This window comes from Mycobacterium sp. AT1 (genome assembly GCF_002043095.1).
Lineage (GTDB): Bacteria > Actinomycetota > Actinomycetes > Mycobacteriales > Mycobacteriaceae > Mycobacterium.
This window is the reverse complement of the sequence record NZ_MVOC01000008.1, coordinates 12,935-39,763: the sequence shown is the minus strand read 5'-3', so window position 1 is coordinate 39,763 and position 26,829 is coordinate 12,935. Positions and strand designations below refer to the sequence as shown.

Below are 26,829 nucleotides of genomic sequence, written 5' to 3'. Positions count from 1 at the left end.
GTTGCCGACTCCAACCGCTCCATCCTCGACGGAAACGCCGTCAGCAGAGGAACTCTCAGACGAATCCACCCCTGACCCCACCGACGAGCCGGCCGACGAACTCACCGAGGTCGACGAGGCCGCTTCGAGTGCGCGGTCTCGATGGCGACCGGCGCCACCGCGACTTGCGCTGGTGATCGGCCTGACGATGGTGGTCGCTCTCGCGGCACTGATCGGGTTCTTGGGATTTCAGGCCTACCGGGCACAGCAGTCGGCAGACCTTCGCGAGCTGTATCTGCAAACCGGTCGGCAGGGGGCAATCAACCTCACCACGATCGACTGGCATCACGCCGATGCCGACGTGCAGCGGATCCTCGGGATGGCCACCGGCACCTTCTACGACGACTTCGCCCAGCGATCCCAGCCCTTCGTCGACGTGGTCAAGAAGGTGCAGTCCGTGTCCACCGGCACCGTGACCGTCTCCGGTCTGGAGTCCGCAACGGACACCGATGCCCAGGTCCTCGTCGCCGTCAACGTCCTCACGACCACGAACGAGGCGCCGGACCAATCGTCGCGTTCCTGGCGAATGCGACTGTCCATTCAGAAGGTCGGCAACGACGCGAAGGTGTCCAACGTGGAGTTCGTCCCATGAGCCATCCCCAGGCCGTCACGGCCCCATCCGACGAAAGTGCCGACGCGGAAGTCGAAGTCGCAGTCGAACCCGATTCCGACAACGACGTTGACGGCACCGTGACCGAGACACCCGCACCCGAGGCCACCCGGCGACATCTCGTCGTCTACCTCCTGATTCCGCTGTTGGTGCTGTCCATGACCGTTGGCGCCGGGTATCTGAAGTTTCGGCAGAGCTCGATGTTGAATGCGCAAGCCGCAGCCGCCTCGTCGGTGCAGGCTGCCACCGACGGCACCATCGCGTTGCTGTCCTACCGCCCCGACACGGCGCAGGAGACATTGACTGCTGCGCGAGACCGCCTAACCGGTTCCTTCCGGGATTCCTACACCTCGCTGACCAATGACGTGGTGATCCCCGGGTCCACGCAGAAGCGAATCTCGGCGACGGCTACCGTGCCTGCCGCCGCGTCGGTGTCGGCCACTGCAAGTCGCGCCGTTGTCCTCGTGTTCGTGGACCAGTCCGTCATCGTGGGGGAAGGGGCCCCCTCGGCCACGGCCTCGGCGGTTCAAGTCACGCTCGACAAGGTCGGAAACCAGTGGCTCATATCGGGATTCGATCCCAAATGAGGGGCGGAGTCGTTGCGCTGCGACTGGCGTTGACCGCGGTCTTCGCCGTATGCCTGTGGACGGCTGCCGAGGCGAAGGCCGCGGCGGTGGAATACCTGATGGTGCCGTCTGCGTCGATGGGCCGCGACATCCCGGTGGCGTTCCAGGCAGGTGGCCCGCACGCGGTGTACCTACTGGACGCATTCAACGCCGCGCCCGACGTGAGCAACTGGGTGACCGCAGGCAATGCCATGAATACCCTCGCAGGCAAGGGCATCTCGGTGGTGGCTCCGGCAGGTGGGGCATGGAGTCTGTACACCGACTGGGAACTGGACGGCAGTCGCCAGTGGGAGACCTTCTTGTCCGACGAGTTGCCGAATTGGTTGGCGGCCAACAAGGGCTTGGCCCCAGGGGGACACGGCATCGTCGGAGCGGCCCAAGGAGGGACGGGTGCCGTCACCTTGGCGGAATTCCACCCCGACCGATTCCGCTACGCCGGTTCGATGTCGGGATTCCTCACCCCGTCGCAGACCACGTTCAACGGCGCGATCACCGCTGGCATGGCTCAGTATGGCGGCGTCAACACGCAGGCGATGTGGGGGGCGGCGCAATTGGGCCGGTGGAAGTGGCATGACCCGAACGTGCACGCACAGTTGTTGGTGGACAATGCCACTCGGTTGTGGGTCTTCAGTCCTTCGACACTGACGTGCAGCGATCCCGCAGCGATGATCGGCTACTGCGATCAGGCCCAGGGAAGCAATCGAACGTTCTTCGCGCAGTACCGCGCGGTGGGCGGTCACAACGGCCACTTCGACATTCCCGTTGGTGGACAGCATGATTGGTCGAGTTGGGGTCCCCAGCTGGCCGCCATGTCCGGCGACTTGGCGGCGACTTTGCGATGACCGCCCGACGTCATGTGCGGCAAGCCATCTTCGTGGCGTTGACCGTAGGAGGTTGTCTCGTCGCTCCGTCGTGGTCGGTGCCCGGCACCGCGGTCGCCGACCCCGGTGGGCTGGACTGCCCGTTGGCGATGATTCTGATGTGCAAGTTCCTCCCCATGGCACCCGACCTCGACGAGGACGTCGACCTGACGCAGCCATCTCCGCTGCCCTCGGACGACGTGGTGCCGCCGCTGTCTCCGCCCGGCCGCTGAGAGGCGGGTCGAGCTACATCGCTTGAACGCACGACGAAAACTATGGAGTGAGGGCTACGCGTGGGTATCGGTATTCAGGTTGAGGGTTTGACGAAGTCGTTTGGTTCTCAGCGTATTTGGGAGGACGTCACCTTCGATCTTCCGGCCGGTGAGGTCAGCGTGTTGCTGGGTCCGTCGGGTACGGGTAAGTCGGTGTTCTTGAAGTCGTTGATCGGGCTGTTGCGTCCGGAGCGGGGTTCGATCGTCGTCGACGGCACCAACATCATCGAGTGTTCGGCCAAGGAGCTCTACGAGATTCGGACGATGTTCGGGGTGATGTTTCAGGACGGTGCGTTGTTCGGTTCGATGTCGTTGTATGACAACACGGCGTTCCCGCTTCGTGAGCATACGAAGAAGAAGGAATCCGAGATCCGTCAGATAGTGATGGAGAAGCTGGACTTGGTCGGTCTGACCGGAGACGAGACCAAGTTCCCCGGTGAGATCTCCGGCGGTATGCGCAAGCGCGCGGGGTTGGCCCGGTCGTTGGTGTTGGATCCGAAGATCATTCTCTGCGACGAGCCGGACTCGGGTTTGGATCCGGTGCGTACGGCGTATCTGTCGCAGTTGTTGATCGACATCAACGCTCAGATCGATTGCACGATTTTGATCGTGACGCACAACATCAACATCGCTCGGACGGTGCCGGACAACATGGGGATGTTGTTTCGGAAGAAGTTGGTGATGTTCGGTCCGCGTGAGGTGTTGCTGACCTCCGATGAGCCGGTGGTCAAGCAGTTCCTCAACGGTCGTCGCATCGGTCCGATCGGTATGTCCGAGGAGAAGGACGAGTCGACGATGGCCGAGGAGCAGGCCATGATCGACGCCGGTCACCACGATGGTGGTACCGAGGAGATCGAGGGTGTGCCGCCGCAGGTGAACGCCACCCCGGGGATGCCGGAGCGCAAGGCGGTGGGGCGTCGTCAGGCTCGGGTGCGCGAGATCATGCACACCCTGCCCCCGGCCGCGCAGGAAGCCATCCGCGCCGACCTCGACGGCACCAACCAACACCTGAGGTCCACGATGGCCACCGCCCATGACGAGGGTTCCCGATGAACCGTGCCGACGAACGCGCCCTAGCCTGGGAATTGGTCGACGGCGCGAAGCTCTCCCCGTCGACCGGCGCGCGAGTGCGGCTGAACATGATGATCGGTGCGGGTGAACTCGACAGTGCCATCCTCGAGCTTCTCACGCTCTACGCGCACACCGGCACCGCGCTCTCCGGTGAGCTGTTAGTCGCCTTGGAAGCCTGGGTGTTCGGCTACACGGGAGCGCCAGCCGAAGCGGAACTTCGGCACCTTCTGGACCAAATACCTAGAGACACCGACGAGGGCAGCCGTGGATCCGGCAGCCACCGAGACAACCCGACACACGTTGAGGCTCGACAGCCGTGTCGCGTTGCGAGTGTCAGACACGCAGGGTCCCCTCGGGCCATCCCGTCCGACAACCATCATGTCGAGCCGACCGCCGGGCGCCGGTTCCTCGGCTTCCGCGAAGCGCCGCCAATGCAAGGAGAGATCCGATGACCACAGCCACCACAGACGACGCTCTTCATGACCTGGTTGAGAAGTGGTCACCGCCGAAGGTCGAGGTTAGTGACGTCGTATCCCTGCACCGGGCAAGAGAATTGGCGGCGACGCTGGACCTCGGACTCGAGGTTGCCGATGGCGCCGCGCTGCCGTTGCTGTGGCACTGGACGTGCTTCCTCGAATGGGCCGCGACGCGAGATCTCGGAGTCGACGGACATCCGCGCGAAGGAAACTTCCTGCCGCCCATGCCCAACCGGCGCCGGATGTTCGCCGGCGGACGAGTCGACGTCAAGAAGGCCCTGTCGGTGGGCGAGGTGACGGTGCGACGATCCACCGTGCTGGAGACGGTCGTCAAACGGGGCCGCATGGGAGCACTGCTCTTCGTCACCCTTCGCCACGAATACCTGCAGGGCGACGAACTGAGAGTAAGCGAAGAGCAGGACATCGTCTACCGTTCCGAGGCAACCGCGTCGCCGTCGCAACCGCCGCTCAGCGGACCACTTGGCGAAGGTACCGCGACCTGGGCGATGAAGCCTAAGTTGCATCCCGCCTTGTTGTTTCGGTTCAGCGCTTTGACGGGCAACACTCACCGAATTCACTACGACCACCCATACACCACCGGTGTCGAAGGATTCCCGGCCCTCGTGGTTCAAGGGCCTCTGCTCGCCATCTTCATGGCCGAGGTGGCGCGCGCCAACGGAGGTGAAATCCGCGCCTTTGCCTATCGATTGAGCCGCCCGGTCTACGTCGACGACGCGATCCGGGTGCAGGGTCATCCTTCAGGCGATCGCCGGACGGCAACCCTCGAGGTTGTATCCGGTGAGGGCACGGTGCATGCAACCGCATCGGTCGAGTTCGCGTAGCGCCGTCGAGATACGCCAAGCTGCTTTGCGAGAGGGGATCGAATGGGTTCGAAGTCGTCACATTCAAGGACCGCTGACACGATCGTGGCCGCCGCCGCTCGTCGGGTGGTGTCCGCGTCGATTCTGGTGGTCTCCGTCGCAGGCCTCCTAGCGCTGAACCCGGGGCCAAAGGCAGGGGCGGTGCCGGCACCAGAGATCGAATACACCTACGACGTCACGGTGCGTCGGCACTATGGCTTCCCCGGTAACGATGCTCTCGGCTACGGATTTGGCATCTGCGACAAGGTGTCTCGAGGTCAACCCTATTCCGCCGTGATGGATGACGTGAAGGCCGACGTCTTGCCCAATGACGAGTTCGCGGCGAACTATCTGATATCGAATGCCGTGGGCATACTGTGTCCGAATCAAATCTGGCAGTTGAGGAACTCTGCGGCCGGCTACCGGCCCCCGCTGGGGAGCCCGCCTCCGCCCTAGTCCCGCCTGGGTGTCAGCGGTGGATTGGTCGTGACCGCCGTCGACTATTCGTCGCCGCTCGACGCATTGTCGGTTGACGACGACGACGACGACGACGATGATGACGACGATGACGTGGCGCTCGCGACGTGCCGTTCCTTCACCAGTGTGCCGAGGTTCGTCTTCGGCTGCGTGGACTTCGTAGCGTCCGACTCGTCGGTTGCCAGGTTGGCGGGTCCGCTGTGCGGTCGACGGCGCACCTGATCGCGGTCGGGGCGGACCGTCGGTTGAGGATCCGTCGACGCGCTGCTTGCGGTCGAAGCGGTCTCGTTCGCCTTCTCCTCGGAAGAGGCTGTGGGGCTGGGTGACTCGTCGGCAAGCGCAGGCGTCACGGTGTCGGACGTGGCCACGGTAGCTTCGTTCGACGAATCAATGGTGGCTGCCGCCACCTCGCTCGAGGAGGCGACCGTGTCCGTCGTGAACTCCGTCGCAGTCTGTACGGCGTCATTCGTGGTCGACGACTTCGCGGAGCCGACTTGCTGGTCCGACGTTGCCGTCTCGGCGCCAGCACTCGTCGTCGAGGCGGTTGACTTGGCAGCCGTGGTCAACGTCGACGACGTCGTGGTGCTGGCCGTGGTTACCGCCGCAGCGCCACCGATCGACGCAAGGGCATTCGTCAAGTTGGTCACCACCTTGACCATTGCCGTGACGATGGCTTGGGCGAACGCCGAAACGCTCTGCACGGCTTGACGAATGGTCGCGCTGATCGCGTTTGCGATGGCCTGGATCGCCTCTTGCAGAGTGGGTTGAGACGTCTCGGGGTCGGTGGGGGTGGTGACGACAGGGTGCTCGGCGATCCAGGCGGCGAGCATCTCGGCGGCTTCCTTCGGATCTCCGTTTTCGTAGAACAACCCGTAGTTCGCCTCGGCGTCGGTGCTGCCGGTGGCGGTGTCGCTGCCGGTGTAGATGAAGATCGGGCCGGCCTGGGAATAGGTCTGCCAATAGTCGAGGAGGTCTTGGATGTACTCGGCCTGCTTAGCCTCGTCGTCTTCACCGTTCACGGTGGCCACCCCGTACTCGGTGATCCACACCGTCTTGTCCGTCCCGATGAGTGCCACGATCGCGTCGATCTCCTGCAGCGGGGTGAGCTGCCCGCCGCAATTGCAGCTGTACCCGTCGGAGAACGACAACGTGTCCTGGTAGGGATGAACCGAAATCGCGTCGAAGTAGTCGCCAGCGCCCGCGTCGAGCATCTGTTGGACGAAGGTGACCGCGCTCATCGTCACCGAGGAATCCTGCACCGTGCCAAGGGCTCCCGCTACGACGGTGGCCGTGGGATCGATTTCCTTGAGCACCGGATACACGGCCTTTAGCAATTCTGCGTACGCCGCCGGGTCGATCGGGTTGGAGAAGGCCACGTAGTTCGGCTCGTTCCAGATCTCGTACACCGACACGGTGTCCCCGTATCGAGTGGCCAACGTCCCCATGAAGTCGGTGAACTTCTCGACGTCGGGGCTCGCGGAGCCCGCTGGCACGTTTGCGGAGTCAGGGTCGGCCGCCGCCCAGGTTGGCGTTGCGTTGACCTCCATCATGACGCCCATGTCGCGTTCCTCGGCGGCGTCCATGATGCTGTCGATGTAGGACCAGTTGTAGGTGTCGTCGGCGTACTCGACGAGACCCCATGGCACGAACACTCGGATGTTCGTCACTCCCAGCGACTGCAAACGGTCGAGCTCCGTGGCGATCTCGTCGTCGGTCATGCCGTACAGGTTCGAGTCGGCAACACCGACGGTCGACGGAGAGTCGACGATCTCCGCGGCTTCAACGTATGAGTAACTGGCCGAGCGGGGCGGCATCGACATGGACACGTTGCCGGAGTACGCGAGGACCATCGCCGTCGGAACTGCGGCGATGATCCCCTTGGTCGCCACCCTCCGACTCCACACGCCAACCGAACCTGTCATCTTTGCTCCCCCGTGTCCGAACTGCATCGCGCCATTACGCAATGGCAGTTCGATAATTAACGCACGGTGCAGCAAACATCTGGGCACGGATTTGTTATGGATTGCTTATCGGTTTGCTGTGATGTCGACCTGGTAGTGGGAATGGGACCGGCATTCGGCGCGACCCGTGTTGACGTGCTCGTTAAGCGGACTTCTCCGATTTCTGCGACTACGGCTACCGCTAGCTGCCAAGCCAGCCCTTACTGGTTGGAAGGGGAGGCGTGCAGCTCGACGCAGATCGTGGAGCAAATTGACGCAGGAAGGGAATTGCCGCCGTACCGGGGTGCGGAATGCCAGCAAATTCCGCTGGCCAATCGGCGTTACCCCTGCGCGTTCGTTCACGATTCGGACAGCGGTGCGGTCAGGTCGTAAAGGGTGACGCCGTCGACGGTGACCGGCGTGAATTCCTTCTTGACCCAGTCCTTGATGCGTTCGGCCTCCGTCGAGCCGTTCGCTCCGGGTGGCGCAAGCGGCTTGCCGGAGTCGTTCATGCCCGTGGGAAGACCCAACCCCGTCGACTCGACGTAGTAATGCACGCGGCCGTCGGCGACGTAGTCCTGAAACTGCGTCAGCGTCGGAGCGGGATCAGAGGATCCGAACCCGCCGAGCGCCATCACCGGAAGATCGGTCGCCAGTTGGTAATAGCCTGCCTCGGTGGATCCCGGTGTGGCGGCGACCCAGGTGAACCGTTCGCTGTCACTCGAGAGCGTGGTGGCCACCTCGGTGGGGACCTTGGTGTCGGTGTGCCCCGCCGGTGCGGCTGCGGGCGCGGAGCCGGAGGCCTGACCCATCGCTGCCATGCCCGTACCTGGAATCTGGGGGCCGGCCGTCACGACACCGCCGGTGTGGGCTGTGCTGACGGTTTGGATCGAGTACGACAGTGGACCAGCGAGGGCCATGGCGATCGCCACGGCGGCGGCGACGGATTGAATTCTCGGGCGTCGCAAGTTCGGCAATGCCGTGATCGCCAGCGCCGCGCCGGCCACCAGTGCCGCCGCGAGGACGACCCAGCGCAACCAGCTGACGAAATCCGGTGTGCGACTCAGCAAGACCCAGGACCATCCGCCCGTCACTGCGGTCGTCCCGGCGAGCACGACGACCGCCCAGGTGTTTCCGCGGCGGCGCCACAGGTCGGCTGCACCGATTCCGACGAGTGCGGCTACCGCCGGTGCCAGTGCGACGGTGTAGTAGTCGTGGAACAAGCCCGACATTGCGCTGAATACACCGGCCGTGCCGACCAGCCAACCACCCCACGCCAAATACTGTGCGCGGCCCTGGTCGGAGCGCGGGAGGCGTCGGGTGACGACGAGACCGACCACCAGTGCGACGAGGGCGGCGGGCAGCAGCCAGGAAATCTGAGCTCCGGACTCGCCGGTGAACATCCGGGCGATGCCGGCGTGACCGAACGGACTGGCGCCTCCACCGGGCATGGCGGGCATGGAGCCGCCCCCGGGCGAGTTGCCGTCTCCACCCATGAGTCGCCCAAGTCCGTTGTAGCCAAAGGTCAGGTCGAGGAAGCTGTTGTTCTCCGATCCGCCGATGTAGGGACGGCTGTCGGCGGGCCACAGTTCGACAAGCAGCACCCACCAGCCCGCCGCGACGAGCATCGCACCGAGACCGGCGAAGAGTTGCGCGAGTCGCACGCGGAGCCGGGGCGGACCGGCGACCAAATAGGTCAGCGCCAGCCCCGGCACGACCAGCAGAACCTGGAGTTGCTTGGTGAGAAAGCCCATGCCGAGCAGGACGCCGCACAACACCAGCCAGCGGGTGCGTCCGTCGCGGACGGCACGCAGCAGCGCCCACACCGAGGCGACCATCAAGAACACCAGGAGGGCATCGGGGTTGTCGTAGCGGAACATCAAGGTGGCCACCGGTGTCAGGGCCAAGGTGACGCCCGCAATCAGCCCCGCCGCGGGTCCGTACTGCTTCTTGACGATCACGTAGAGCAGCGCGACCGACGCCACGCCGAGCAGGACTTGCGGCAGCTGGATGGACCAAGAGTTGACGCCGAAGATGCGGGCGGAGATCTCCATCGGCCACAGCGAGGCCGGTGGTTTGTCGACCGTGATGGCGTTGGCGGCGTCGGAGGACCCGAACAGGAATGCCTTCCAACTCTTGGTCCCTGCTTGGACCGCGGCGGCGTAGAAGGCGTTGGCCCACCCGTTTCGGCTAAGGCCGATGCACCAGAACCCCGCGGTGGCCACGAGCAGAGTCGCCAGTGCGGGCCTCGCCCAGCGCGGATCTACTTGTGGCTCAGGTTGTTCGGTGACTATGGGTCGTTGCGTGGTGTCCGCGAGTGCGGGCATCGTGTTCCTCTCGCTCAGCTTGATTGCTGGTCCATGGTGGTCTCGGATCGTGGTGGGCCCTTCAGCGCTTGGGGTGAAACACCCAGCCGCGCATGAGCGTGAAGCGCAGTGCAGTCGCAGCGAGGTTGGCTGCGATCAGCACCGAGAGTTCAAGCCAGTGCGGCGTGGGGGACACCAGGCTGTGAACGCCGAGAAGCGAGCCGCTGGTGAGCGCGAGCGCAAGTGCGAAGACGACGAACCCCTCGGCGTGGTGGCGCAGTAAGCCACTGCCGCCCCGCACGCCGAAGGTGAAGCGGCGGTTGGCTGCAGTGTTGCCGATCGCGGTGATCAGCAGCGCCATCAGATTCGCGGCCTGGGCGCCGACGGCGGCGTGCAGCAGGGAGAAGATCACCAGGTAGGCCAGCGTCGACGCGACTCCGATGGCGCCAAAGCGGACGGCCTGCCGCATCAAACTGCGCGGGGCGGCGGCCCGGCCCGAACCGAGCTGCGCGGCGATCTCTCGAACGGGGATCGACCCGTTTGCAAGGCCTTTCAGCATGCGTGCGATGCCCTTCAGGTCGGCCGTGGCAGTTGCGACGATGTCGACTCGACTGTCGGGGTCGTCGACCCAGTCCACCGGCACCTCGTGGATTCGGAGACCGGATCGCTCGGCCAACACCAACAGCTCGGTGTCGAAGAACCAGCCGGTGTCCTCGACGTGGGGAAGGAGTCGGGCTGCCACGTCGGCGCGGACCGCCTTGAATCCGCATTGCGCGTCGGAGAACTTCGCGGACAGCGTCGAGCGCAGGATCAGGTTGTAGCACCGCGAGATGACTTCACGCTTGGCGCCGCGGACGACGCGCGAGCTGCGGGCCAGACGGGTGCCGATGGCCAGATCCGAATGCCCCGAGATCAGCGGGGCCAGCAGAGGCTGCAGCGCGGCCAGGTCGGTGGACAGGTCGACGTCCATGTAGGCGAGCACCGGCGAGTCCGATGACGACCACACGGTGTTGAGGGCGCGACCACGGCCCTTCTGCTCCAACCGAACCACCCGAACACCGTCGAGCTCGTCGGCGAGTTCCGCGGCGATGCGCGGTGTTTCGTCGATGCTGGCGTTGTCGGCGATCGTGATACGCGCGGTGAACGGCAATGCCTCCGCGAGATAGCGATGCAGACGCCGGATGGAGGCGCCCAGGGCAGCTTGCTCGTTGTACACCGGAACCACCACGTCGACGACCGGCACCCCGCGATGCCGGGCCTCGGCGACGGCGTTCGGCCGGGCCACTACCGTTGAAGGGGCCACTTCGTCCATCACGCTCAGCTGAGTCATGTCCTCATCGTCGGGTACCGCCATGGGGGGACCGTGGGGCGAACCTATGCGACTGCTATGAGGATCGTCGGCTGGGTGAGGCCAACTCCGCACCCGACAGAAAGCTCGTCGATTCGGCTAATCATATTGCTTCACTTGATCTTTCGGACTTAGACGACCGGCTTCACCGCTCCGAGCTGGCTCACATCTGATTCTCACAATGCCGCTACGGAATGCCCACGTCGTGACCGTAGCGTCGAAATCGCGACTGACCGCGACACATGACAAGGAGGTTCGTGATGAATCGAAGAACACAGGTGCGCATGGCTGCCGGTTCGGTAGCCCTATGCGGCGGGATGGCATTGGCCGCAGTCGGGTTGGGCGCCGGGGCTGCCAACGCGTTTCCCTTTCCCCCGCCACCCCCGCCCGGACCGGGTCTGTGCCTGCCCTTCCTGCCCTGTGGGGGCCCGCCCCCGCCCCCGGCGCCGATGATGGGCCCCGGTCCTGGGTTCGGCATGGGTGGTCCGTTCCTGCCTGGCCGCGGGTTCTAACCGTTTCGCGGGAGGACGAAGGGGCGCGTGGGCCAGGTCTGCGCGCCCTTTCGGCTACTCCGGTCGCGGTGCCAGAATGCGGGCGGCCGCTTCGACTGCCGCGGCGCGGCCAATCGCGTGGGCATCGGCGTCGGGATCGACGTTGCCGAGGTCGGCCTGCGGCCAACCTGCGCGAGCCATTCCGATGCCGAACATCAGTATCAGCAGTTCCCAGGGGTCCCATCGCGGGTCGACGTGACCGGCGGCCTGGGCGGCGACGATGGCTGCGGTGTCACGTTCGCGGACGCTTTGCCCGTCGAGTTGGGGCTCCTCGAGAGGGATGCCTTCCAGGCGTGCCCAGGTGATCATCCGGAAAGGCTCCGGGTGGTTGGTCGCCAGGTCGTAGAGGTCGCCCGCGAACTCGGCGACGGCGTCCGGTCGGACGGCCACCGCACTGAAGAACTTCGCACTGTCAGCGGAGACAACCTGGCGGAACAGCGCCTCCTTGTCGCCGAAGTGCGCGTAGAGGCGCTCCTTGCTGGCGTGCGCAGAACGGGCGATTCGGTCGACCCTGGCACCGGCCAGGCCGTAGCGGGCGAACTCGGTGCGTGCGGCGTCAAGGATTACGTCTCGCAGTTCGGCAGTCTTTCTCACAGCGAGATCATAGCCAAACGAACCGGTTCGTTTGGTACTTTGGGTGAGACGACCGAAACGGGATACGCCGCAGCACGGTATCGCGTTGACGCGACACGGAGTTCCCTTACCTGCGAACGAAGGAACGCTCATGACGAACGCCGCTGCCAGAACCGCGCAGATCATCGAGCAGCCCGGACGCGTCCGCACACTCCGGCGACTCGTCGAAGCCACCGCCGACGGCATTTGGCCGGCGATCGATTTCACGCGGCCGTACGTAGACGGCACCGAAAACCTCGCTCGCGACGGGCGATTCATCCTGGTCGGCAACCACACCCAGACCGGAATGGCCGAGGCATGGTTGACCTGCCTGTCGGTCCGACGGATCACCGGTACCCGGGTGCGGCCTCTGACCGAAAGGGGAATGGGGTCCATGCCGGGACCGATCGGCGACGTCCTGGCCGCCTGCGGAGGCGTCGTCGGAACGCCCGAGAACGCCTCGAAACTGATGCAGCACAACGAGACGGTGCTCGTGTTTCCCGGGGGCGGACGCGAGCTGGGAAAGTTCAAGGGCGAGGAGTATCAGCTCAAGTGGGAGGGCCGGGCCGGCTTCGCCCGGGTGGCGATCGCCAACGGCTACCCGATCGTCCCAGTCGGCCATGTGGGCGGCGACGACATCTATCACAGCATCGTCGAGCGAGACAGTTTCCTGGGTCGACTTACCGAGAAAGTGGGTCAGGCGATTACCGGAAAGGCTGACATGACAATGCCTTTGACGCGCGGGATCGGTCCGACCCTGATCCCCAGCCCGCAGCGGATGTACCTGCGCTTCGGCCCACCGATCGACACCCGGCAGCCAGCCGGGGTGACCGACGACGACTGGGTGGCGACCGTCAAGGCGAGCGCGCAGACGGCGCTGGAGAAGATCTTGCGCGAGCTGCAGGACGTCCGCTCCGAAGACCCCTACCGCCAACTCAACCCGCTGGCCTGGCGCCACGCACTGCGGCCGCCGACAGCAACGTCGTAGTCGTCAATCAACAGGAGGTCCCGGTGTTGCGTCGCCTGCTCTGCATGGCAGGGGTAGCCGCCGTCGTCTGCGGTTGCTCGGATCCGACCGATGTCACGATCGCCGCCCCGCCTGAGTTGGCGCCCCCGATGGGGTGGAACTCGTGGAACTCTGGAATCGAGCTCGACGACCAGTCGATCAGGCAGACCGTCGACGCAATGGTGTCCAGCGGAATGAAGGACGCCGGGTATGAATACGTCAATCTGGACGCGGGATGGGCTGCGCCCGAACGCAATGCGTCGGGGGAACTGGTCCCCGACCCGATGCGCTTTCCGTTCGGCCTCAAGCCACTCGTCGACTACGCCCATGAACGGGGGCTACGGGTCGGCCTGTACTCGAGCCCGTTCAACCAGACCTGCGGGCAGGGTGTGGGTACCGCCAGCCTCGGACACGAAGCCGAAGACGCCGCCACGTTCGCGGCGTGGGGAATCGACTTCCTCAAGTACGACTGGTGCGGTACGACTGCCACTCACGACGAGCAGGTCGAGGTGTTTGGCGCCATGGGGTCAGCGCTGCGGCACAGCGGCAGACGCATCGTTTACAGCATCAATCCGAACAGCTCGCCGGACCCCACCGCGGGCACGCGTTTCGACTGGACCGGAGTTGCCGACATGGTCCGCACGTCCGGCGATCTCATCCCGGTGTGGCGCTTGGCGTTTCCGATGCCCGACGGTATGGATCCGCAAGCGGTGGCGATGTTCAACGGCGTGCCCGACCAGTTCACCGCGGCGGCCGCCGCCACTGCCCGAGGCGACTACCGCAGCGATCCGGACATGCTGGTGGTCGGCGTGACGTGGAAGGAGTTCTTTCTCAATTTCCGAGAGCTGTTGCGCCACGGGGATCAGACACAGACGTTGACCGCCGCTCAACGCGCCATGGTCGAGCCGATGTTGGCCATGCCGGAGCAGACCGTGCAGCAGATTGCCACCGCGCAGCCGAGCCTGACCGACGACGAGCAGCGCAGCCACTTCTCGCTGTGGGCGATACTTGGCGCCCCGCTGTTGGCGGGCAACGACCTGCGCGCGATGTCACCGACCACGCGCTCGATACTCACCAACCGAGAGGTCATCGCCGTCGACCAGGACCCAATGATGGCCAAGGCTCGTCAGGTTGGCGGCGACGGGAGGGTCTGGGCCAAGCACCTCGCCGATTCCTCGGTGGCCGTCGCCCTGTTCAATTCGTCGAGCGGTCCGGGGGATGTCATGACCACGGCCGCCGCAGTAGGTTTGCCGCCGGCGCCTTGTTACGCCGTGCGCGACCTGTGGTCGGGTGTCAGCACCAAGACCACCGGTGCCATCGGCGCCAAGACCTCGCCGTCGCACTCGGTTCAACTGGTGCGGGTGAGCACGGTCGACACGTGTTCCTGAGCGCCGGCGTGGGGTGACCTGGGACGCGGGATGCGCCCCAGGTCACCTCAACCGCGCACGACGGTAATCAGCAGGGCAGCAACGGCACGCAGGGCGGTCGGGGTGCCGGTGGAGGCGGAGCCGGCGGTCCACCCATCCCTGGGCCGGGCCCACCCATCCCTGGGCCGGGACCGGGACCACCTGGGCCGCAAGGGGTTCCGGGCATGCAGGGCGGGGGCGGGGGTGCTGCTGACGCGACGCCGGCGGCCAAGCCCGCCGACGAGCCCATCAGAGCGAGCGCGATCATTGCCGAGCCGAATGCGGCTCGGTGGGAGCGCTTGACTGTCATCGCCATGTGGAGGATGTCCTTTCGGTCGTGGAGTTTTGGTCTACCGCGGGGGAGGCGGTGGGGGAGGAGGTGGTGGGGGGCACGGCTGCCCCGGCGGGGCGGCGCATGGCGGCGGTGGCGGTGTCGCGTTGGCGATCCCCGTCGCGAAGAGTGGCCCCAGAGCGACCGATCCGGCGCACAGGACCGCAGCGGTCACCTGACGGTGCCTTTGGCGGCGCAATGACAAGTTCATGAATTCCCTTCTGTAATAGTCGATGTCGACGACGCATCGCGTCAACGCATTCGACGGTGCCACGAATCCGTCGATCATGGTGTGGCGGCACCCCATCGAGGGTTATGGGTGTCGTAGCAAGGTTCTGTGCCTACGCTGTGCCGAAGGGCCGTTCGGGCTGGTAACGGAATGTGTTCGGGCAGGTGACGGCGCCGTGATGTGCCGTCCGGCCGGGAGAATCGTCCGGCCGGACGCCCCACCTTCGAGTGCGGGGGCCGAGGATAGGCATAGCTGGTGCATAGACTCCGCACAGGGCATCGCTATAGAGCTGCTACAGAATTGCTAGGTGCACAACACCGGTGACGTAGTCCATCGATCGCCTGCGTTGGCTGGAGCCGACCGCATCACCCACCCCGACGGTTCCCCGATCCAAGTGCTCGTCGTAGACGACGAGCCGGCGCTCAGCGATCTGGTGTCAATGGTCTTGCGGTACGAAGGCTGGAACGTGACCACGGCGGCGGATGGCGCTGCGGCGATCCGCCAAGCCGCCGCCGGATGCCCAGACGTCGTGGTCTTGGATCTGATGCTTCCCGACATGAGTGGTCTCGACGTGCTGCACGAACTGCATCGCATCCGGCCGGAGCTACCCGTGCTGCTCCTCACGGCGAAGGATTCGATGGAGGATCGTATTGCCGGATTGGCCGCCGGAGGAGACGACTACGTCACCAAGCCCTTCAGCGTCGAGGAGATGATCCTTCGACTCCGAGCCTTGGTGAAGCGGTCTGGACGCGGTGTGGTCGACGGATCCAGTCAGCTCGTCGTGGGCGATCTGGTCTTGGACGAGGACAGCCACGAGGTCACCCGCGCCGGGGAGCAGCTCTATCTCACCGCCACGGAGTTCTCGGTGCTGCGGGTGCTCATGCACAACCCGCGACGCGTCCTGACCAAGGCCCAAATATTGCACCACGTCTGGGAATACGACTTCGACGGTCGCTCGAACGTCGTCGAGCTCTACATCTCGTATCTACGCAAGAAGGTCGACGCGGATCGACCGCCGATGATCCACACCGTCCGGGGCGTCGGATATGTCATCAAACCTCAGTAGCGCGACCAACCGCCCGCGGGTAATCCGCCTCTTCACGCCCCGAACCTGGCCGCTCCGCATCCGCTTGGTCGCGGTCGTGACGGGCCTAGGCGTGTGTCTGTGTGTCGCGGTGGGCGCGGGGACCCTGCTGGCCATGAGGAGCTACCTCATGGCCCAATTGGACGCGCAGGTGCTCGAGGCGCAGTCGCGGTCGACGATGTTCTATGAAATGGGCAAGCTGCCGGTCGTCCGCTTCTCGGGACCTGGCCCGTTGTTCCTCGACGGGCCCGGCCAGTCGTCTGGCACGGTCGGCGCCGTGAGATCGGGTGACACGGTGGCCGAGGCCGCGGTGATCACTCCCACCGGCAACCGGATCGCGCTGAGTCCCACGGCAGTCGACCAACTCGCGCGGGTTCCGACGAAGGGCATGGTCAGCGTCGCGCTCGCTGGAGTCGGCGACTATCGCCTCACGGCGGTTCCGGTTGAGGAGACCAATGTGGTTGTCGTCTCCGGGCTTCCCATGGCCGACGTCGAGGCGACTCTCGCTTCCGCGGCCTGGATCATCGCCGTGTCATCGCTGGTGGCGCTTCTGGCCACCATCGCCGCGGTCATGGTGATCATCCGTCGCCAGCTGGATCCCTTGTCGCGCATGTCGTTGGCCGCGCAACGGGTCGCCCGTCTTCAGTTGGATCGGGGGGAGGTACGCCTACCGACACCCTTGGAGCCGGTGGACCCTGCGACGGCGCACACCGAAATGGGTCGGCTCGGTACGGCCTTCAACACAATGGTCGACCGGGTGGCAGAGGGTCTGACGGCCCGCCACACCAGTGAGACGCGGGTCCGCCAGTTCGTTGCGGACGCGAGCCACGAATTGCGCACACCGCTGGCGTCGATCCAGGGGTACACCGAGTTCGCCGAGCGCCTCGTCTGCGACACCGACGAGCAGGGCAACCTACGCAACCGATCCGACCTCGCGCACGCGCTCCGCAGGGTTCGCGACGAGTCTCGACGGATGAACGAGCTCGTCGAAGACATGTTGTTGCTGGCCCGACTCGACACCGGCAGGCCCATCGAGTGCGAGCCGGTCGACCTGTCGGACCTGCTGATCAACGCCATCCACGACGCCCACATCGCAGCACCAAACCATCGATGGGTCTTGGACATTCCTCCTGACACGGTCAGTGTGATCGGGGATCGGTCGCGACTCTTCCAGGCGGTGGCCAACCTCCTGTCCAACGCCAGGGTGCACACCCCGACAGGGACGAAGATCGTCACGTCCGTGGCGACGAATCTCGACCGTTCCGTCACACTCACGATCGTCGACGACGGGCCGGGAATTCCACTGGAGCTGTTGCCCAACGTATTCGAGCGCTTTGCCCGCGGTGACGGATCCAGATCCCGGGCCGCCGGCAGCACGGGACTTGGACTAGCGATCACTCGTGCCGTGGTGACCGCACACCACGGCACGATTGCAGTCGACAGCAGCGCAAGGGGCACCTGCTTCACCGTGACGCTGCCCGAGTCGGGTTCGGCCACCGACGTCCTGGAAGCTGGCTCGCGCATGACGTCGGCGGCCATTGCCGCGACCGGCGGGCGATAGCGCCTCCATACGGTTTGCACAGCAACGGCCCATGTTGGCCGGGCATGCTGCGCGGGACCGAACGTGTGGCTACGACAGCCGACGCGTGAACTCGTCGAGCGTGGGGTGTTGAGCAAGTTGTTGTTTCGCAAGGGAGCTGGCGTCGCGGCGGTGATCGTTGCCATGCTCGGCGGCCCCGCCCCGGTGGCGCACGCCGAAGCCGTGAGGGTGCCCGACGTCGTCCGCCAGGTGACGACGATCGACGGTTGGCAGGTGACGCTGTCCCTGACCGATGCGCGATACGATGCGGTGCCGAACATGGCAAATGCGCTCCTCTCGAAGGAGGGCTACCTCAGCGGCAGGGTCACGCTCACCGTCGACGGCGTCGGCAATCACCCGATCAACACCGGCCAGCTGGTGGTCGGCGCACAGCTCGGGTGTCAGGTCAACCTCGACGACGGGCTCGACCTCGGGTTCAGCGTCGACACCGACCTCTTCGACACCGACGACAACGAAGTGGGCGTGGGTCCCGACATCGGTACGACGCTGAAGTCGGGGGGCATCAAGGCTGTCGGATTCGGTGCCAAGGCACTCAAGGGATCCGTCGCCACCATCTCGATTCTCGACGCTCACGTGCAAGTCGACCAGTGTGGCGGTGCGGTCACTGCGCGACTCTTCGCGTCCGCGATCACGAGCTCGGATACCTCGGATGACGCCCTGAACGTCTACGGCGAGGTGCTCCCGTTGTGAGGGCGGCATGGAGAACGGTCGCCGCGCTGCTGGCAGCCACCGCCGTCGCAGTAGGCGTCGCGTGGGTCGCACACGCCGATGATGATGACGACGACGACGATGACGACGGTCCCGGCAGCAGCTCGATCGAATCATGGCCGCCCACAAAGCTTTCGTGGCCCCCGCTGACGGCGTCCACGGATCGACCCGCCGAGGAAGCGCCGCCCGTCGTCCCGGTGCCCTGATACCGATCGGTTACGCGACTCATACGACATCCACAGCCGCACCTGCTTTGGTAGATGAACGACATGTGAACGTCGACGAAAGGTATTGCAGCATTGAAGGATTTGAAGACATGGTTCACGCGAAGGGCCGCAGCGCCGCAACACCCGCCCGACGACGTGCCTACAGAGCCAACCGGTTACCAACAGACGGCGAGTCGCCTGCACTCGTTCAACCGATACGAAATCAAGTACTTCCTAGACGAATTCAGGGTCGCCGAGCTGCGCTCCGAACTCGTGGCTCGGATGGCATCGGATCCGTTCTCGCCGCAGGGTGGATACCCTGTGACGTCGTTGTACTACGACACTTCGGATCTCCGGTTCTACTGGGAGAAGATCGAGGGCCTGCGGTTTCGTCGCAAGTTGCGCATGCGCCTCTACGGGACGCCCGCAGACTGCACCGACCAGACCCCCGTCCAAGTCGAAATCAAGCAACGCGTAAATCGCGTGACGCAAAAGCGTCGAATCGAACTGCCGTACGGAGACGCGCGACAGTGGCTGGACGCGCGGGAAGCGTTGGAGTGCCACCGGTCTCAGAAGGGCTTCGTCGATGAGGTGACGACGTTGGTCGGCAACCTCGACCTGCGACCCATCGTGACGACGGGGTATCTGCGGGAGGCGTTCGTTGGCCGCGACGCGGACGTGGGCTTGCGGGTGACGATCGACCACCAGGTGCACGGTCGTGACCGTGACTTCCACTTCGCCTCCGGGGCGCCGAACCGGTTCATCATCCCGCCCAAGCTCGCCGTCGTCGAGATCAAGGCCAACGAACGGGTGCCTTACTGGGTAACCGATCTCGCGGCCCGCATCGACATGTCGGTGATCCGGGTCTCCAAGTATTGCCAGTCGGTGCAGGCCTTCGGGATGGCCCCTCGGTCACGCGACGGATCGCCGGAACTCGTCACGTCACCGGCCGAAAACACGATGACAGCAACCTGATACATGACCATCGCATCACTCGACACACATCGAAGGGACGGTCTGGAATGACCATCGACCTGCAAGACCTCAGCGGCACGTTCACCATATTCGACGTGACGGCGTCGTTGATGCTGTCATTCGTGCTGGCGTCGATCATCGGATGGGTCTACCGATACACGCACAAGAACGTGTCCTACAGCCAGTCCTACGTTCAGACGTTGGTCATGGTGTGCATGGTGATCTCGGTGATCATGCTCGTCGTCGGATCGAACATCGCCCGCGCCTTTGCGCTCGTCGGCGCGCTGTCGGTCATCCGATTCCGCAACGCCATCAAGGAGACTCGCGACGTCGGCTTCATCTTCCTGGCCATGGCGGTCGGCATGACGACCGGTACCCGCTTCTATCTGCTTGCCGTCGCCGCCACGGTGGTGATCTGCCTGGTGCTGATGATCATGTACCGATTCAACTGGTTCAAGCTCGACGTTCAACGACAGGTGGTCAAGGTGCAAGTTCCGCCGGAACCCGAGTACACCGCGCGTGTCGAGGACGTGCTCGTCGACTTCTGCTCGGAGTTCGAGCTGGTGTCGACGGAGTCCGCACGCTCGGGGGCACTCAACGAGCTCTACTACACCACGCAGTTGAAGAAGGGGCGCAAGGGAAGTGAGCTCATCGCCGAACTCAGCGCCGTCAACACAGGCCAGCGAGTGACCGTGCTGACCGGATACGACCAGACCGACATCTGATGCAGGAGACCGACCTGCCCGCGGGCCATGAACCACCGAAGAGGCGACTGGCCCACCGAGTGCCCGTGCGACTGCGGCAGCACTGGAAGGTGTTGGCGCTGCTCGCTGCCGTCGTGATCGGATTGACGACCGTGGTGGGTCCCTACCGCATTCGGCCATACATCACCAGCGATGTGACGATCATGCAGTCGGAGATCACCGACAACATCGCCGGGACGGTCGACCTGTTCGACGACGACGCGAAACACACACTCGTCGTGAATATTTCCGATGCGCAATACAAGAGGATGATTTCAGCGTACGAAAAGGACGGGGACAAGAAGTGGGTGACGGCGGACGTCGTCATCGACGGCACGCAGATCAGTGACGCGGCGGTGAGGCTCAAGGGGAATTCGACGTTGATGGGCCTGGGTGGTGACCGGGCGCGTCCCCCCGGTGCGCCAGCATCCGGCGGCGTCGGCGGACCACCCGGGGGCATGACCGGGATCGCCGTCGCCTCGGCAGAGGACCCCACGTCGCTACCGTTGCTGATCAGCTTCGACGAGAACGCGGAAGGCCGTGGATATCAGGGGCTCACCGAGTTGTCGATACGGCCGGGATCGCCCGTGGTCAACGAGGCACTCGCACTGTCACTGACGGCGCACACCGGGCAACCCAGTCAGCGCTATGCGTACTCCACCTACACGATCAACGGTAAGACGACGACACGGCTCCTGCTCGAGCACCCCGACGAGATGTACGCAAACTCGTTGTTCGACAGCGACGGTTACCTTTACAAGGCCGATGCGAGCTCGCGCCTGCAGTATCGCGGACCGGACCAGTCGCTCTACGCCGACCAGTTCAAGCAGATCAATTCCGTTGACGACGGCAACCTGCAGCCGATCATCAACTTCCTGGCATGGCTGGACGGGGCCGACGAGAAGGAGTTCGACGACCACCTCTCCGAGTGGGTCGACACCGACTCGCTGGCCCGCTACCTTGCCACGCAGAACCTGCTCGGCAACGGCGACGACATGGGAGGACCTGGGCAGAACTACTACCTTTGGTATGACCTGTCGGACGAGAAGATCGACGTCGTGTCTTGGGATCTCAACCTGGCGATGACCGGCGGTGCCACCACCCAGCCGGATGAGGAGGTGCAGATCGGGCCCCCACCGGGCACCGAGATGCCGAACTCCCCGGGCGGGGCACCGGACTTCGGCAACCAGCTGAAGACCCGCTTCCTCGCGTCGGCCGCGTGGGCTCCGACCTACCACAAGGTTTACTGGGAGCTCTATGACTTGATGTACGCAGACGGGACCGCGAAGGCCCTGCTCGGCGACATCGCGGCCACGGTTCCAATCACCGACGGTCTTGACGAACAACAGCTCTCGACGGCGGTTGCCACCACCGATGCGTGGATCACGCAACGCATGGAAAGCCTCGACGCGGCGAGGCTTCAGTGATCTCCCATCGCGTCGGCGCGGGGGACCAGTCGGCGAGCGGTGCGGAGCAGGTCATGTCGCGGAACCACCTCGACGGCCGATCACCACGGGTGCTCGTCGTCGACGCCGAACGCGTCGTGGCGGAGATGTTGTCAATTGCACTCAACGCCAGCGGCATTCGTACGACAACCGCATGTGACGGCGCCTCGGCCCTGTCCGCGGCACGGTGCTTCAGACCCGATCTGGCGATCGTCGACCTTCGGATGCCCGACATGGATGGTCAACTGCTGCTCAATCGCCTACTCGAGTCACAGCCGACGCTCCTGACGATTCTGCTGCACGAGAAGTCCATCGATCGGTCGCGTCCCGTGGTGGACGCCGACCCTGGTGGCTGGTTGGTCAAGCCATTCAGTATCGAGGATGCGATGTCGCGGGTCCGGAAATTGATGCGCGACAACGGGGTAGATCACGAGTCCATCTGTCCCGTGGCATCGGTCGGCGATCTCGTCCTCGACGAGGAGCATCTGCGTGTATGGCGAGGCGGTGACGAGATTGTCCTGACACCAACCGAATTCGCGTTGCTGCGCTTCTTCGTCCGCAACCCCTGCCGGGCGCTCGGCATCCGGGAGATCCTCGGACGGGTGTGGCACTACGACTACACGGGGCAGTCCTCCCAGGTAAGGCTCTACGTGTCCTACCTGCGTCGACGGATCGACGACGGACGAGACCCGATGATTCACACCCTGCGCCGGACCGGATACATCCTCAAGCCGCCACGCGGATTCACCAATCCGACCGTCACCCCGTCGACGGCTCAGGCGACCCGATGATCCGCCGGTGGCTCGACGATTACGGGCAAATCGACCACCCACCGTGTCATCATCAGCCCGCGACGGCTGTCAGGTCGTAGAGCATGACGCCGTCCACCGTGATCGCGGTGTAGTGCTCCTTGACCCAGCCTCCGATCTGACTGGACTCCGACTTGGCACCCGACTCGGTACGGAAGTCGGGCATCCCCGGGTGAGGCGACTCGAGGAAGTAATGAATGCGTCCAGCTCCGACGTATTCCTGGAATTGTTGCAACGTCGGTGCCGGGTCCGCGCCGGCGAATCCACCAAGGGGCATCACCGAGTCGCCAGTCGACAGCTGATATCCCGACGCCTCCATCGACCCAATCGCCGCGGCGACCCAGGTGTAGTTCTCGGCATCGGCGGACAGCAGCCCGGTCACCTGCTCGGACGGCTTGCCCTGTCCGGGCAGGTGACCGCCGCCAGGGGGCTCGGGTAGCCCTCCTCCCGTCGACGGACCTGCCACGACGATCGGACCGGTGTGCGCAGTGCCGACGGTGTGGATGCAGAATGCCATCGGACCGGCGAGGGCGGCGGCCACGGCCACTCCTGCCGCCCATGCCGACAGGTCGCGGGCTGCAATGGTCACCCCCGGCCGCACCGCGCTGACGAGGAGGCCAACCGTTGCCACCGCACCGAGTGCCACGACGATCCAGCGCAGGGCAGGTACGAAGTCCGGTGCTCGACCCAGCAACACCCATGCCCAGGCGGCCGTCACGGCCACGGTGACCGCCAACAGCGTTGTCACCCAGCGCTTGTCACGGTGCCGCCACAGGTGTGCGGACCCCATGCCCACGACCGCGGCGACCGCGGGCGCGAGGGCGACGGTGTAGTAGTCGTGAAAGATTCCCGACATGAAGCTGAACACCAGGCCGGTAACCAGGAGCCAGCCGCCCCACGCGATGTACGACGCCCGGGTGAGATCAGTGCGCGCAGCACGGCCGCACAACACCAGTCCGGCGACGAGGACCACCGCGGCGGCGGGCAGGAGCCACGATATCTGGGTCCCGGACGCCGTGCTGAACATCCGGGTGATGCCCGAGGAGCCGAACATGGGTGGGCCCTCGGGACCGCCCGGTCCGCCACCGGCGGGGGAAATCGGTAGTCCGCCGCCGCCACCGGCTCCGCCGCCGAGGATGCGGCCCAAGCCGTTGTAGCCCAGCGTCAGCTGCAGGAAGCTGTTGTCGGAGGATCCGCCGATGTAGGGCCGATCGGCCCTTGGCCACAGTTCCACCAGCGCCACCCACCAACCGGCGGCCACCACGGACACCGCCAAGCCGGCCGACAGTTGAAGCAACCGCGTACCCAACCGCGGCGGCGCGGCGACCACGTAAGCGAAGGCGAGACCCGGCACGATCAACATGACCTGTAGCTGTTTGGTGAGAAAGCCGACACCGATCACGGCGCCGCACAGCACGACCCACCGCGTGCGACCGCTCTCGACTCCCCGTAGCAGCGCCCAAACCGCGGCCACCATCAGGAACACGAGGAGCGCATCGGGGTTGTCGTAGCGGAACATCAACGTGGCGACCGGTGTCAACGCGAGCAGCGCGCCGGCGACCAAACCCGCCGCCGGGCCGAAAGTCCTACGCACGGATGCGTGTACGAGTGCCACCGACGCGACGCCGAGTAGTACCTGGGGAAGCAGAATGGCCCAGGAGTTGACGCCGAACAGTCGCGTGCTGACCTCCATCACCCACAGTGCCGCGGGCGGCTTGTCCACCGTGATCGTGTTCGCCGCATCCGACGACCCGAACAGGAACGCCTTCCAGCTCTGCGTACCCGCTTGTACGGCGGCGGCGTAAAACGAATTGCCCCAGCCATTTTGACTAAGTCCGATCGTCCAGAACGTCGCGGTGCCGAGCAGCAGCAGCGACAGCGCAGGCCCGTACCAGCGCGGAGGCGGTGGGCCGCCGACCAAGGTTGCGACCGCATCGTCGTCGTTCTCCGTAGCGGGTGCTGCGGTGGTCATCGCATCCTTCGTGGTCGCGCACCGCTCTGGCGGCAGGTGGAGCCCAAGTGCTGGATGATCATGCAACGTGCACATGTGAATCCTGTGGGCCGAATATTTGTACGGGCTGTGAATGCCGGCGCGGCGGAACCCGAGCCATACAGCCCCGAGTCCGACGTCTGGTTCATGCAACACCCATAGGTTTCAGACGGTGACCGATTCGTGGTTCAAACGTGACCATAGTGACAGAACGTTATCCGCGTGCCATCAGTTCTTTATTCGCGGCGCACCCCATTGGACGACGGAAACGGCGCACGAATGACTACCGAGACCCACCGAATTCACGCAAGACCTACCGCCACCGCGGTACGTCTCCTCGTATCACTGGCGGCCATGATGGGGGTGGCCATCTCGATGCCTGCCTCGGCTGGTGCCGACGCGGGAGACGCTGCACTGCTCAACGACTTTGGGATCGGCAACAACGGTGCGATCAGCCAGATCATCGCGCAGTTTGCCACCTCGCTGTGCCCCATGCTGGTGCAGCCGGGCAGCCAGGTCGTCAGCACGGCGACGACCGCGAGCGGCCACGGTGGGCTGGGTTCGCAGCTTGCCGGCGGCGTCGCGGGTCTGGCGATCCAGACCCAGTGCCCAAACTTCATGACGTCCTTGGCAAACGGTGACTTCACGGTTCTGAGCAACGCGGCGAGCATGATGGGAATGGCAACGCCAACCGCCAACCCGCTGTCGTCCGTCACCGGGGGCGTGGCCGGAAGTTTGCCAGGCATCCTCGCTACACCCGGCACCTGACATCCGTTTCGAGGAGCGAAATGTCTTGTCTCAACGGCTATCACATCCCAACCGTGGGCTTCCTGATTCCACTGGCCGCCGTCGCGATGGCAGCTGTCGCGCCGACAATGGCGCACGCCGACACCGGGACGAGTCCCGTCCTCGACACCGTAGGTACTGCCAGCGCGTCGACGACCGCAGCGTCCAGTTCGCCCGCCCTGGGCAATTCAATCTGCGCGGCGGTCCAACAACCCGGCGAGACCATGGCGTCGATCGCATCCGCACTTGCTGCCCGAGACGGCACGTCTCCGCGGATGTCCAAGGTCTTGACCGGGCTCGCCATCTCCATCTATTGCCCGACGATGATGTCGACCCTGCCCGGCGACGACTGGCTGAGTCTGCTCGGGTCGGGCTGAGTCCGCTGAGCGTGGGCCCTACGTACGCAAGATCGACAGCGGACGTGCATACCCCCCACGGTGGGCGCGCTAGGACCTGTAGCGCGTCACCGTGGGGATTGCCCGGGGTATGGCAGCAGTGCCATCTCGCGGGCGTTCTTGATGGCGATGGCGATCTGCCGCTGCTGCTGGACCGTCAACCCCGTGACGGCGCGCGACCGAATCTTGCCCCGGTCGGAGATGAAGGTCCGGAGCCTCGCGGTGTCCTTGTAGTCGACGGCGTCGACGCCGAGGGCCTTGAGCGCATTGCGCTTGGCGGGTTTGTTCTCTCCGCCGCGGCCCGACCGGGCGCGTGCTGGCTTCGTGCGCGCCATCTACCAACTCGCCTTTCGTATCCCGGGCAGCTGGCCGTCGTGGGCGAGCTCCCGCACCCGCACTCGGGACAGGCCGAACTTGCGCAGGTGCCCCCGCGGCCGGCCGTCGACGGAGTCGCGGTTGCGCACTCGGACGGGGCTGGCGTCCCTTGGTTGACGGGCCAGCTCGGCCTGCGCCTGAATGCGCAGTGCGACAGTGGTTTCCGGCGATCGGATGATGCGCTTGAGCTCTGCTCGTCGCTCGGCATGACGCGCCACGATCACCCGGCGTTGGTCGTTCTTGACGATCTTGGACTTCTTGGCCATCAGCGCTCCTCGCGGAAGTCGACGTGTCTGCGGATCACGGGGTCGTACTTCCGCATGACCAGGCGATCCGGATCGTTGCGGCGGTTCTTGCGGGTGACGTAGGTGTAGCCCGTCCCGGCCGTCGAGCGAAGCTTGACGACTGGTCGGATGTCTGTGCTGGACAACGGTTTACCTCCCTAGTGCCTCGGGGGCGGCGTCTCGTCGCCGACCCTTAATGAAAATCATTGTCGTTAGTGTGGACTGTAGTGCCCCATGTCGAAATTGCAAACCGGACGCCGGCGTCGGCTCTCAAGTCGCCGTGAATGTCATCCCGACTGGCGGGGGACTATTGGAAACGATTATCATTCTCGCCATGACTCATTCGCCGTACCGTTCGGCACCACTTGCCGCCGCCCTCGCGCTGACCCTGAGCGTCGCGCTCGCCGCC

29 protein-coding genes are annotated in these 26,829 nt (G+C 64.9%); 21 read left to right on the top strand and 8 right to left on the bottom strand.

Annotated elements, in window-relative coordinates:
* The first annotated feature begins 1 nt into the window (after position 1).
* From B1790_RS04040 to B1790_RS04005, 8 genes are read left to right on the top strand one after another with little or no spacing between them, the layout of a single operon-like run.
* Positions 2 to 631 (top strand): Mce protein, encoded by a 630-nt coding sequence (locus B1790_RS04040; RefSeq protein ID WP_142271020.1) that lies wholly within the window; start codon positions 2 to 4, stop codon positions 629 to 631.
* Entirely contained in the window at positions 628 to 1,236 is a 609-nt protein-coding gene (locus tag B1790_RS04035) for a hypothetical protein (protein WP_079921919.1), read from the top strand. Before B1790_RS04040 ends, B1790_RS04035 begins: the two co-directional genes overlap by 4 nt.
* Positions 1,233 to 2,117, top strand: a complete 885-nt coding sequence (locus B1790_RS04030; RefSeq protein ID WP_079921918.1) for an alpha/beta hydrolase-fold protein — start codon at positions 1,233 to 1,235, stop codon at positions 2,115 to 2,117. The genes B1790_RS04035 and B1790_RS04030 overlap by 4 nt, the downstream gene beginning before the upstream one ends.
* Positions 2,114 to 2,368 carry a hypothetical protein gene (locus tag B1790_RS04025; RefSeq protein WP_079921917.1) on the top strand — a complete coding sequence of 85 codons (255 nt, stop codon included), beginning with the start codon at positions 2,114 to 2,116 and terminating at the stop codon, positions 2,366 to 2,368. Before B1790_RS04030 ends, B1790_RS04025 begins: the two co-directional genes overlap by 4 nt.
* A gap of 60 nt (positions 2,369 to 2,428) precedes the next feature.
* Entirely contained in the window at positions 2,429 to 3,460 is a 1,032-nt protein-coding gene (locus B1790_RS04020) for an ABC transporter ATP-binding protein (RefSeq protein WP_079921916.1), read from the top strand.
* Positions 3,457 to 3,930, top strand: a complete 474-nt coding sequence (locus B1790_RS04015; RefSeq protein WP_079921915.1) for a hypothetical protein — start codon at positions 3,457 to 3,459, stop codon at positions 3,928 to 3,930. The genes B1790_RS04020 and B1790_RS04015 overlap by 4 nt, the downstream gene beginning before the upstream one ends.
* Positions 3,927 to 4,796: a MaoC/PaaZ C-terminal domain-containing protein gene (locus B1790_RS04010; RefSeq protein WP_079921914.1), complete on the top strand. Its 870-nt coding sequence runs from the start codon at positions 3,927 to 3,929 to the stop codon at positions 4,794 to 4,796. Before B1790_RS04015 ends, B1790_RS04010 begins: the two co-directional genes overlap by 4 nt.
* A gap of 42 nt (positions 4,797 to 4,838) precedes the next feature.
* Complete coding sequence (locus B1790_RS04005) at positions 4,839 to 5,270, top strand: DUF732 domain-containing protein (protein WP_079921913.1); 432 nt, start codon at positions 4,839 to 4,841, stop codon at positions 5,268 to 5,270.
* A gap of 44 nt (positions 5,271 to 5,314) precedes the next feature.
* Here the strand turns inward: B1790_RS04005 and B1790_RS04000 are convergent, their stop codons facing one another.
* The 3 genes from B1790_RS04000 to B1790_RS03990 form a co-directional block, all read right to left on the bottom strand.
* A complete protein-coding gene (locus tag B1790_RS04000) occupies positions 5,315 to 7,213 on the bottom strand; it encodes a cellulase family glycosylhydrolase (protein WP_158083748.1) in 1,899 nt (632 codons plus the stop codon).
* Between the two features lie 377 nt (positions 7,214 to 7,590).
* Positions 7,591 to 9,558 carry a glycosyltransferase family 39 protein gene (locus B1790_RS03995; protein ID WP_079921911.1) on the bottom strand — a complete coding sequence of 656 codons (1,968 nt, stop codon included), beginning with the start codon at positions 9,556 to 9,558 and terminating at the stop codon, positions 7,591 to 7,593.
* A 61-nt stretch (positions 9,559 to 9,619) separates the two neighbouring features.
* Positions 9,620 to 10,867, bottom strand: coding sequence for a bifunctional glycosyltransferase family 2/GtrA family protein (locus B1790_RS03990; RefSeq protein ID WP_079922003.1), 1,248 nt, complete (start codon positions 10,865 to 10,867; stop codon positions 9,620 to 9,622).
* Between the two features lie 278 nt (positions 10,868 to 11,145).
* Here B1790_RS03990 and B1790_RS03985 point away from each other — a divergent pair, with 278 nt between their 5' ends.
* Positions 11,146 to 11,397, top strand: coding sequence for a hypothetical protein (locus B1790_RS03985; protein ID WP_198951907.1), 252 nt, complete (start codon positions 11,146 to 11,148; stop codon positions 11,395 to 11,397).
* Positions 11,398 to 11,451: 54 nt separating this feature from the next.
* Here the strand turns inward: B1790_RS03985 and B1790_RS03980 are convergent, their stop codons facing one another.
* Positions 11,452 to 12,030, bottom strand: a complete 579-nt coding sequence (locus B1790_RS03980; protein WP_079921910.1) for a TetR/AcrR family transcriptional regulator — start codon at positions 12,028 to 12,030, stop codon at positions 11,452 to 11,454.
* 130 nt (positions 12,031 to 12,160) lie between these two features.
* Here B1790_RS03980 and B1790_RS03975 point away from each other — a divergent pair, with 130 nt between their 5' ends.
* The 10 genes from B1790_RS03975 (at position 12,161) to B1790_RS03920 (ending at position 22,572) form a co-directional block, all read left to right on the top strand.
* Positions 12,161 to 13,036 (top strand): lysophospholipid acyltransferase family protein, encoded by an 876-nt coding sequence (locus B1790_RS03975; protein ID WP_079921909.1) that lies wholly within the window; start codon positions 12,161 to 12,163, stop codon positions 13,034 to 13,036.
* Positions 13,037 to 13,080: 44 nt separating this feature from the next.
* Complete coding sequence (locus tag B1790_RS03970) at positions 13,081 to 14,442, top strand: glycoside hydrolase family 27 protein (protein WP_233164925.1); 1,362 nt, start codon at positions 13,081 to 13,083, stop codon at positions 14,440 to 14,442.
* A gap of 942 nt (positions 14,443 to 15,384) precedes the next feature.
* Positions 15,385 to 16,086 carry a response regulator transcription factor gene (locus B1790_RS03955; RefSeq protein ID WP_142271026.1) on the top strand — a complete coding sequence of 234 codons (702 nt, stop codon included), beginning with the start codon at positions 15,385 to 15,387 and terminating at the stop codon, positions 16,084 to 16,086.
* Positions 16,087 to 16,219: 133 nt separating this feature from the next.
* Entirely contained in the window at positions 16,220 to 17,665 is a 1,446-nt protein-coding gene (locus B1790_RS03950) for a cell wall metabolism sensor histidine kinase WalK (protein ID WP_233164924.1), read from the top strand.
* Between the two features lie 108 nt (positions 17,666 to 17,773).
* Complete coding sequence (locus tag B1790_RS03945) at positions 17,774 to 18,394, top strand: MspA family porin (RefSeq protein WP_233164923.1); 621 nt, start codon at positions 17,774 to 17,776, stop codon at positions 18,392 to 18,394.
* Positions 18,391 to 18,618 carry a hypothetical protein gene (locus B1790_RS03940; RefSeq protein ID WP_079921906.1) on the top strand — a complete coding sequence of 76 codons (228 nt, stop codon included), beginning with the start codon at positions 18,391 to 18,393 and terminating at the stop codon, positions 18,616 to 18,618. The genes B1790_RS03945 and B1790_RS03940 overlap by 4 nt, the downstream gene beginning before the upstream one ends.
* Positions 18,619 to 18,774: 156 nt before the next feature.
* A complete protein-coding gene (locus B1790_RS03935) occupies positions 18,775 to 19,593 on the top strand; it encodes a polyphosphate polymerase domain-containing protein (protein WP_233164922.1) in 819 nt (272 codons plus the stop codon).
* Between the two features lie 47 nt (positions 19,594 to 19,640).
* Positions 19,641 to 20,318, top strand: coding sequence for a DUF4956 domain-containing protein (locus B1790_RS03930; RefSeq protein ID WP_079921905.1), 678 nt, complete (start codon positions 19,641 to 19,643; stop codon positions 20,316 to 20,318).
* Entirely contained in the window at positions 20,318 to 21,763 is a 1,446-nt protein-coding gene (locus B1790_RS03925) for a CotH kinase family protein (protein WP_079921904.1), read from the top strand. Before B1790_RS03930 ends, B1790_RS03925 begins: the two co-directional genes overlap by 1 nt.
* A 53-nt stretch (positions 21,764 to 21,816) precedes the next feature.
* Positions 21,817 to 22,572, top strand: coding sequence for a response regulator transcription factor (locus B1790_RS03920; RefSeq protein WP_079921997.1), 756 nt, complete (start codon positions 21,817 to 21,819; stop codon positions 22,570 to 22,572).
* Positions 22,573 to 22,624: 52 nt separating this feature from the next.
* Here B1790_RS03920 and B1790_RS03915 read toward each other — a convergent pair whose 3' ends face one another.
* Positions 22,625 to 24,562: a glycosyltransferase family 39 protein gene (locus tag B1790_RS03915; protein WP_079921903.1), complete on the bottom strand. Its 1,938-nt coding sequence runs from the start codon at positions 24,560 to 24,562 to the stop codon at positions 22,625 to 22,627.
* Between the two features lie 297 nt (positions 24,563 to 24,859).
* Here B1790_RS03915 and B1790_RS03910 point away from each other — a divergent pair, with 297 nt between their 5' ends.
* Both B1790_RS03910 and B1790_RS03905 read left to right on the top strand, forming a co-directional pair.
* Positions 24,860 to 25,348 (top strand): DUF732 domain-containing protein, encoded by a 489-nt coding sequence (locus B1790_RS03910; protein ID WP_142271019.1) that lies wholly within the window; start codon positions 24,860 to 24,862, stop codon positions 25,346 to 25,348.
* Positions 25,349 to 25,368: 20 nt separating this feature from the next.
* Positions 25,369 to 25,743, top strand: a complete 375-nt coding sequence (locus B1790_RS03905) for a DUF732 domain-containing protein (RefSeq protein WP_079921901.1) — start codon at positions 25,369 to 25,371, stop codon at positions 25,741 to 25,743.
* Positions 25,744 to 25,829: 86 nt separating this feature from the next.
* Here the strand turns inward: B1790_RS03905 and rpsR are convergent, their stop codons facing one another.
* Genes rpsR through rpmG form a run of 3 tightly spaced genes read right to left on the bottom strand, consistent with a single transcriptional unit; the run spans position 25,830 to position 26,566 of the window.
* Positions 25,830 to 26,096 carry a 30S ribosomal protein S18 gene (gene rpsR / locus B1790_RS03900; protein WP_079921900.1) on the bottom strand — a complete coding sequence of 89 codons (267 nt, stop codon included), beginning with the start codon at positions 26,094 to 26,096 and terminating at the stop codon, positions 25,830 to 25,832.
* Positions 26,097 to 26,402: a 30S ribosomal protein S14 gene (gene rpsN, locus B1790_RS03895; protein ID WP_079921899.1), complete on the bottom strand. Its 306-nt coding sequence runs from the start codon at positions 26,400 to 26,402 to the stop codon at positions 26,097 to 26,099.
* The gene (gene rpmG, locus B1790_RS03890; protein WP_079921898.1) at positions 26,402 to 26,566 is read right to left on the bottom strand and encodes a 50S ribosomal protein L33; all 165 of its coding nucleotides are present in this window, start codon (positions 26,564 to 26,566) and stop codon (positions 26,402 to 26,404) included. Before rpmG ends, rpsN begins: the two co-directional genes overlap by 1 nt.
* Positions 26,567 to 26,829 lie beyond the last annotated feature (263 nt).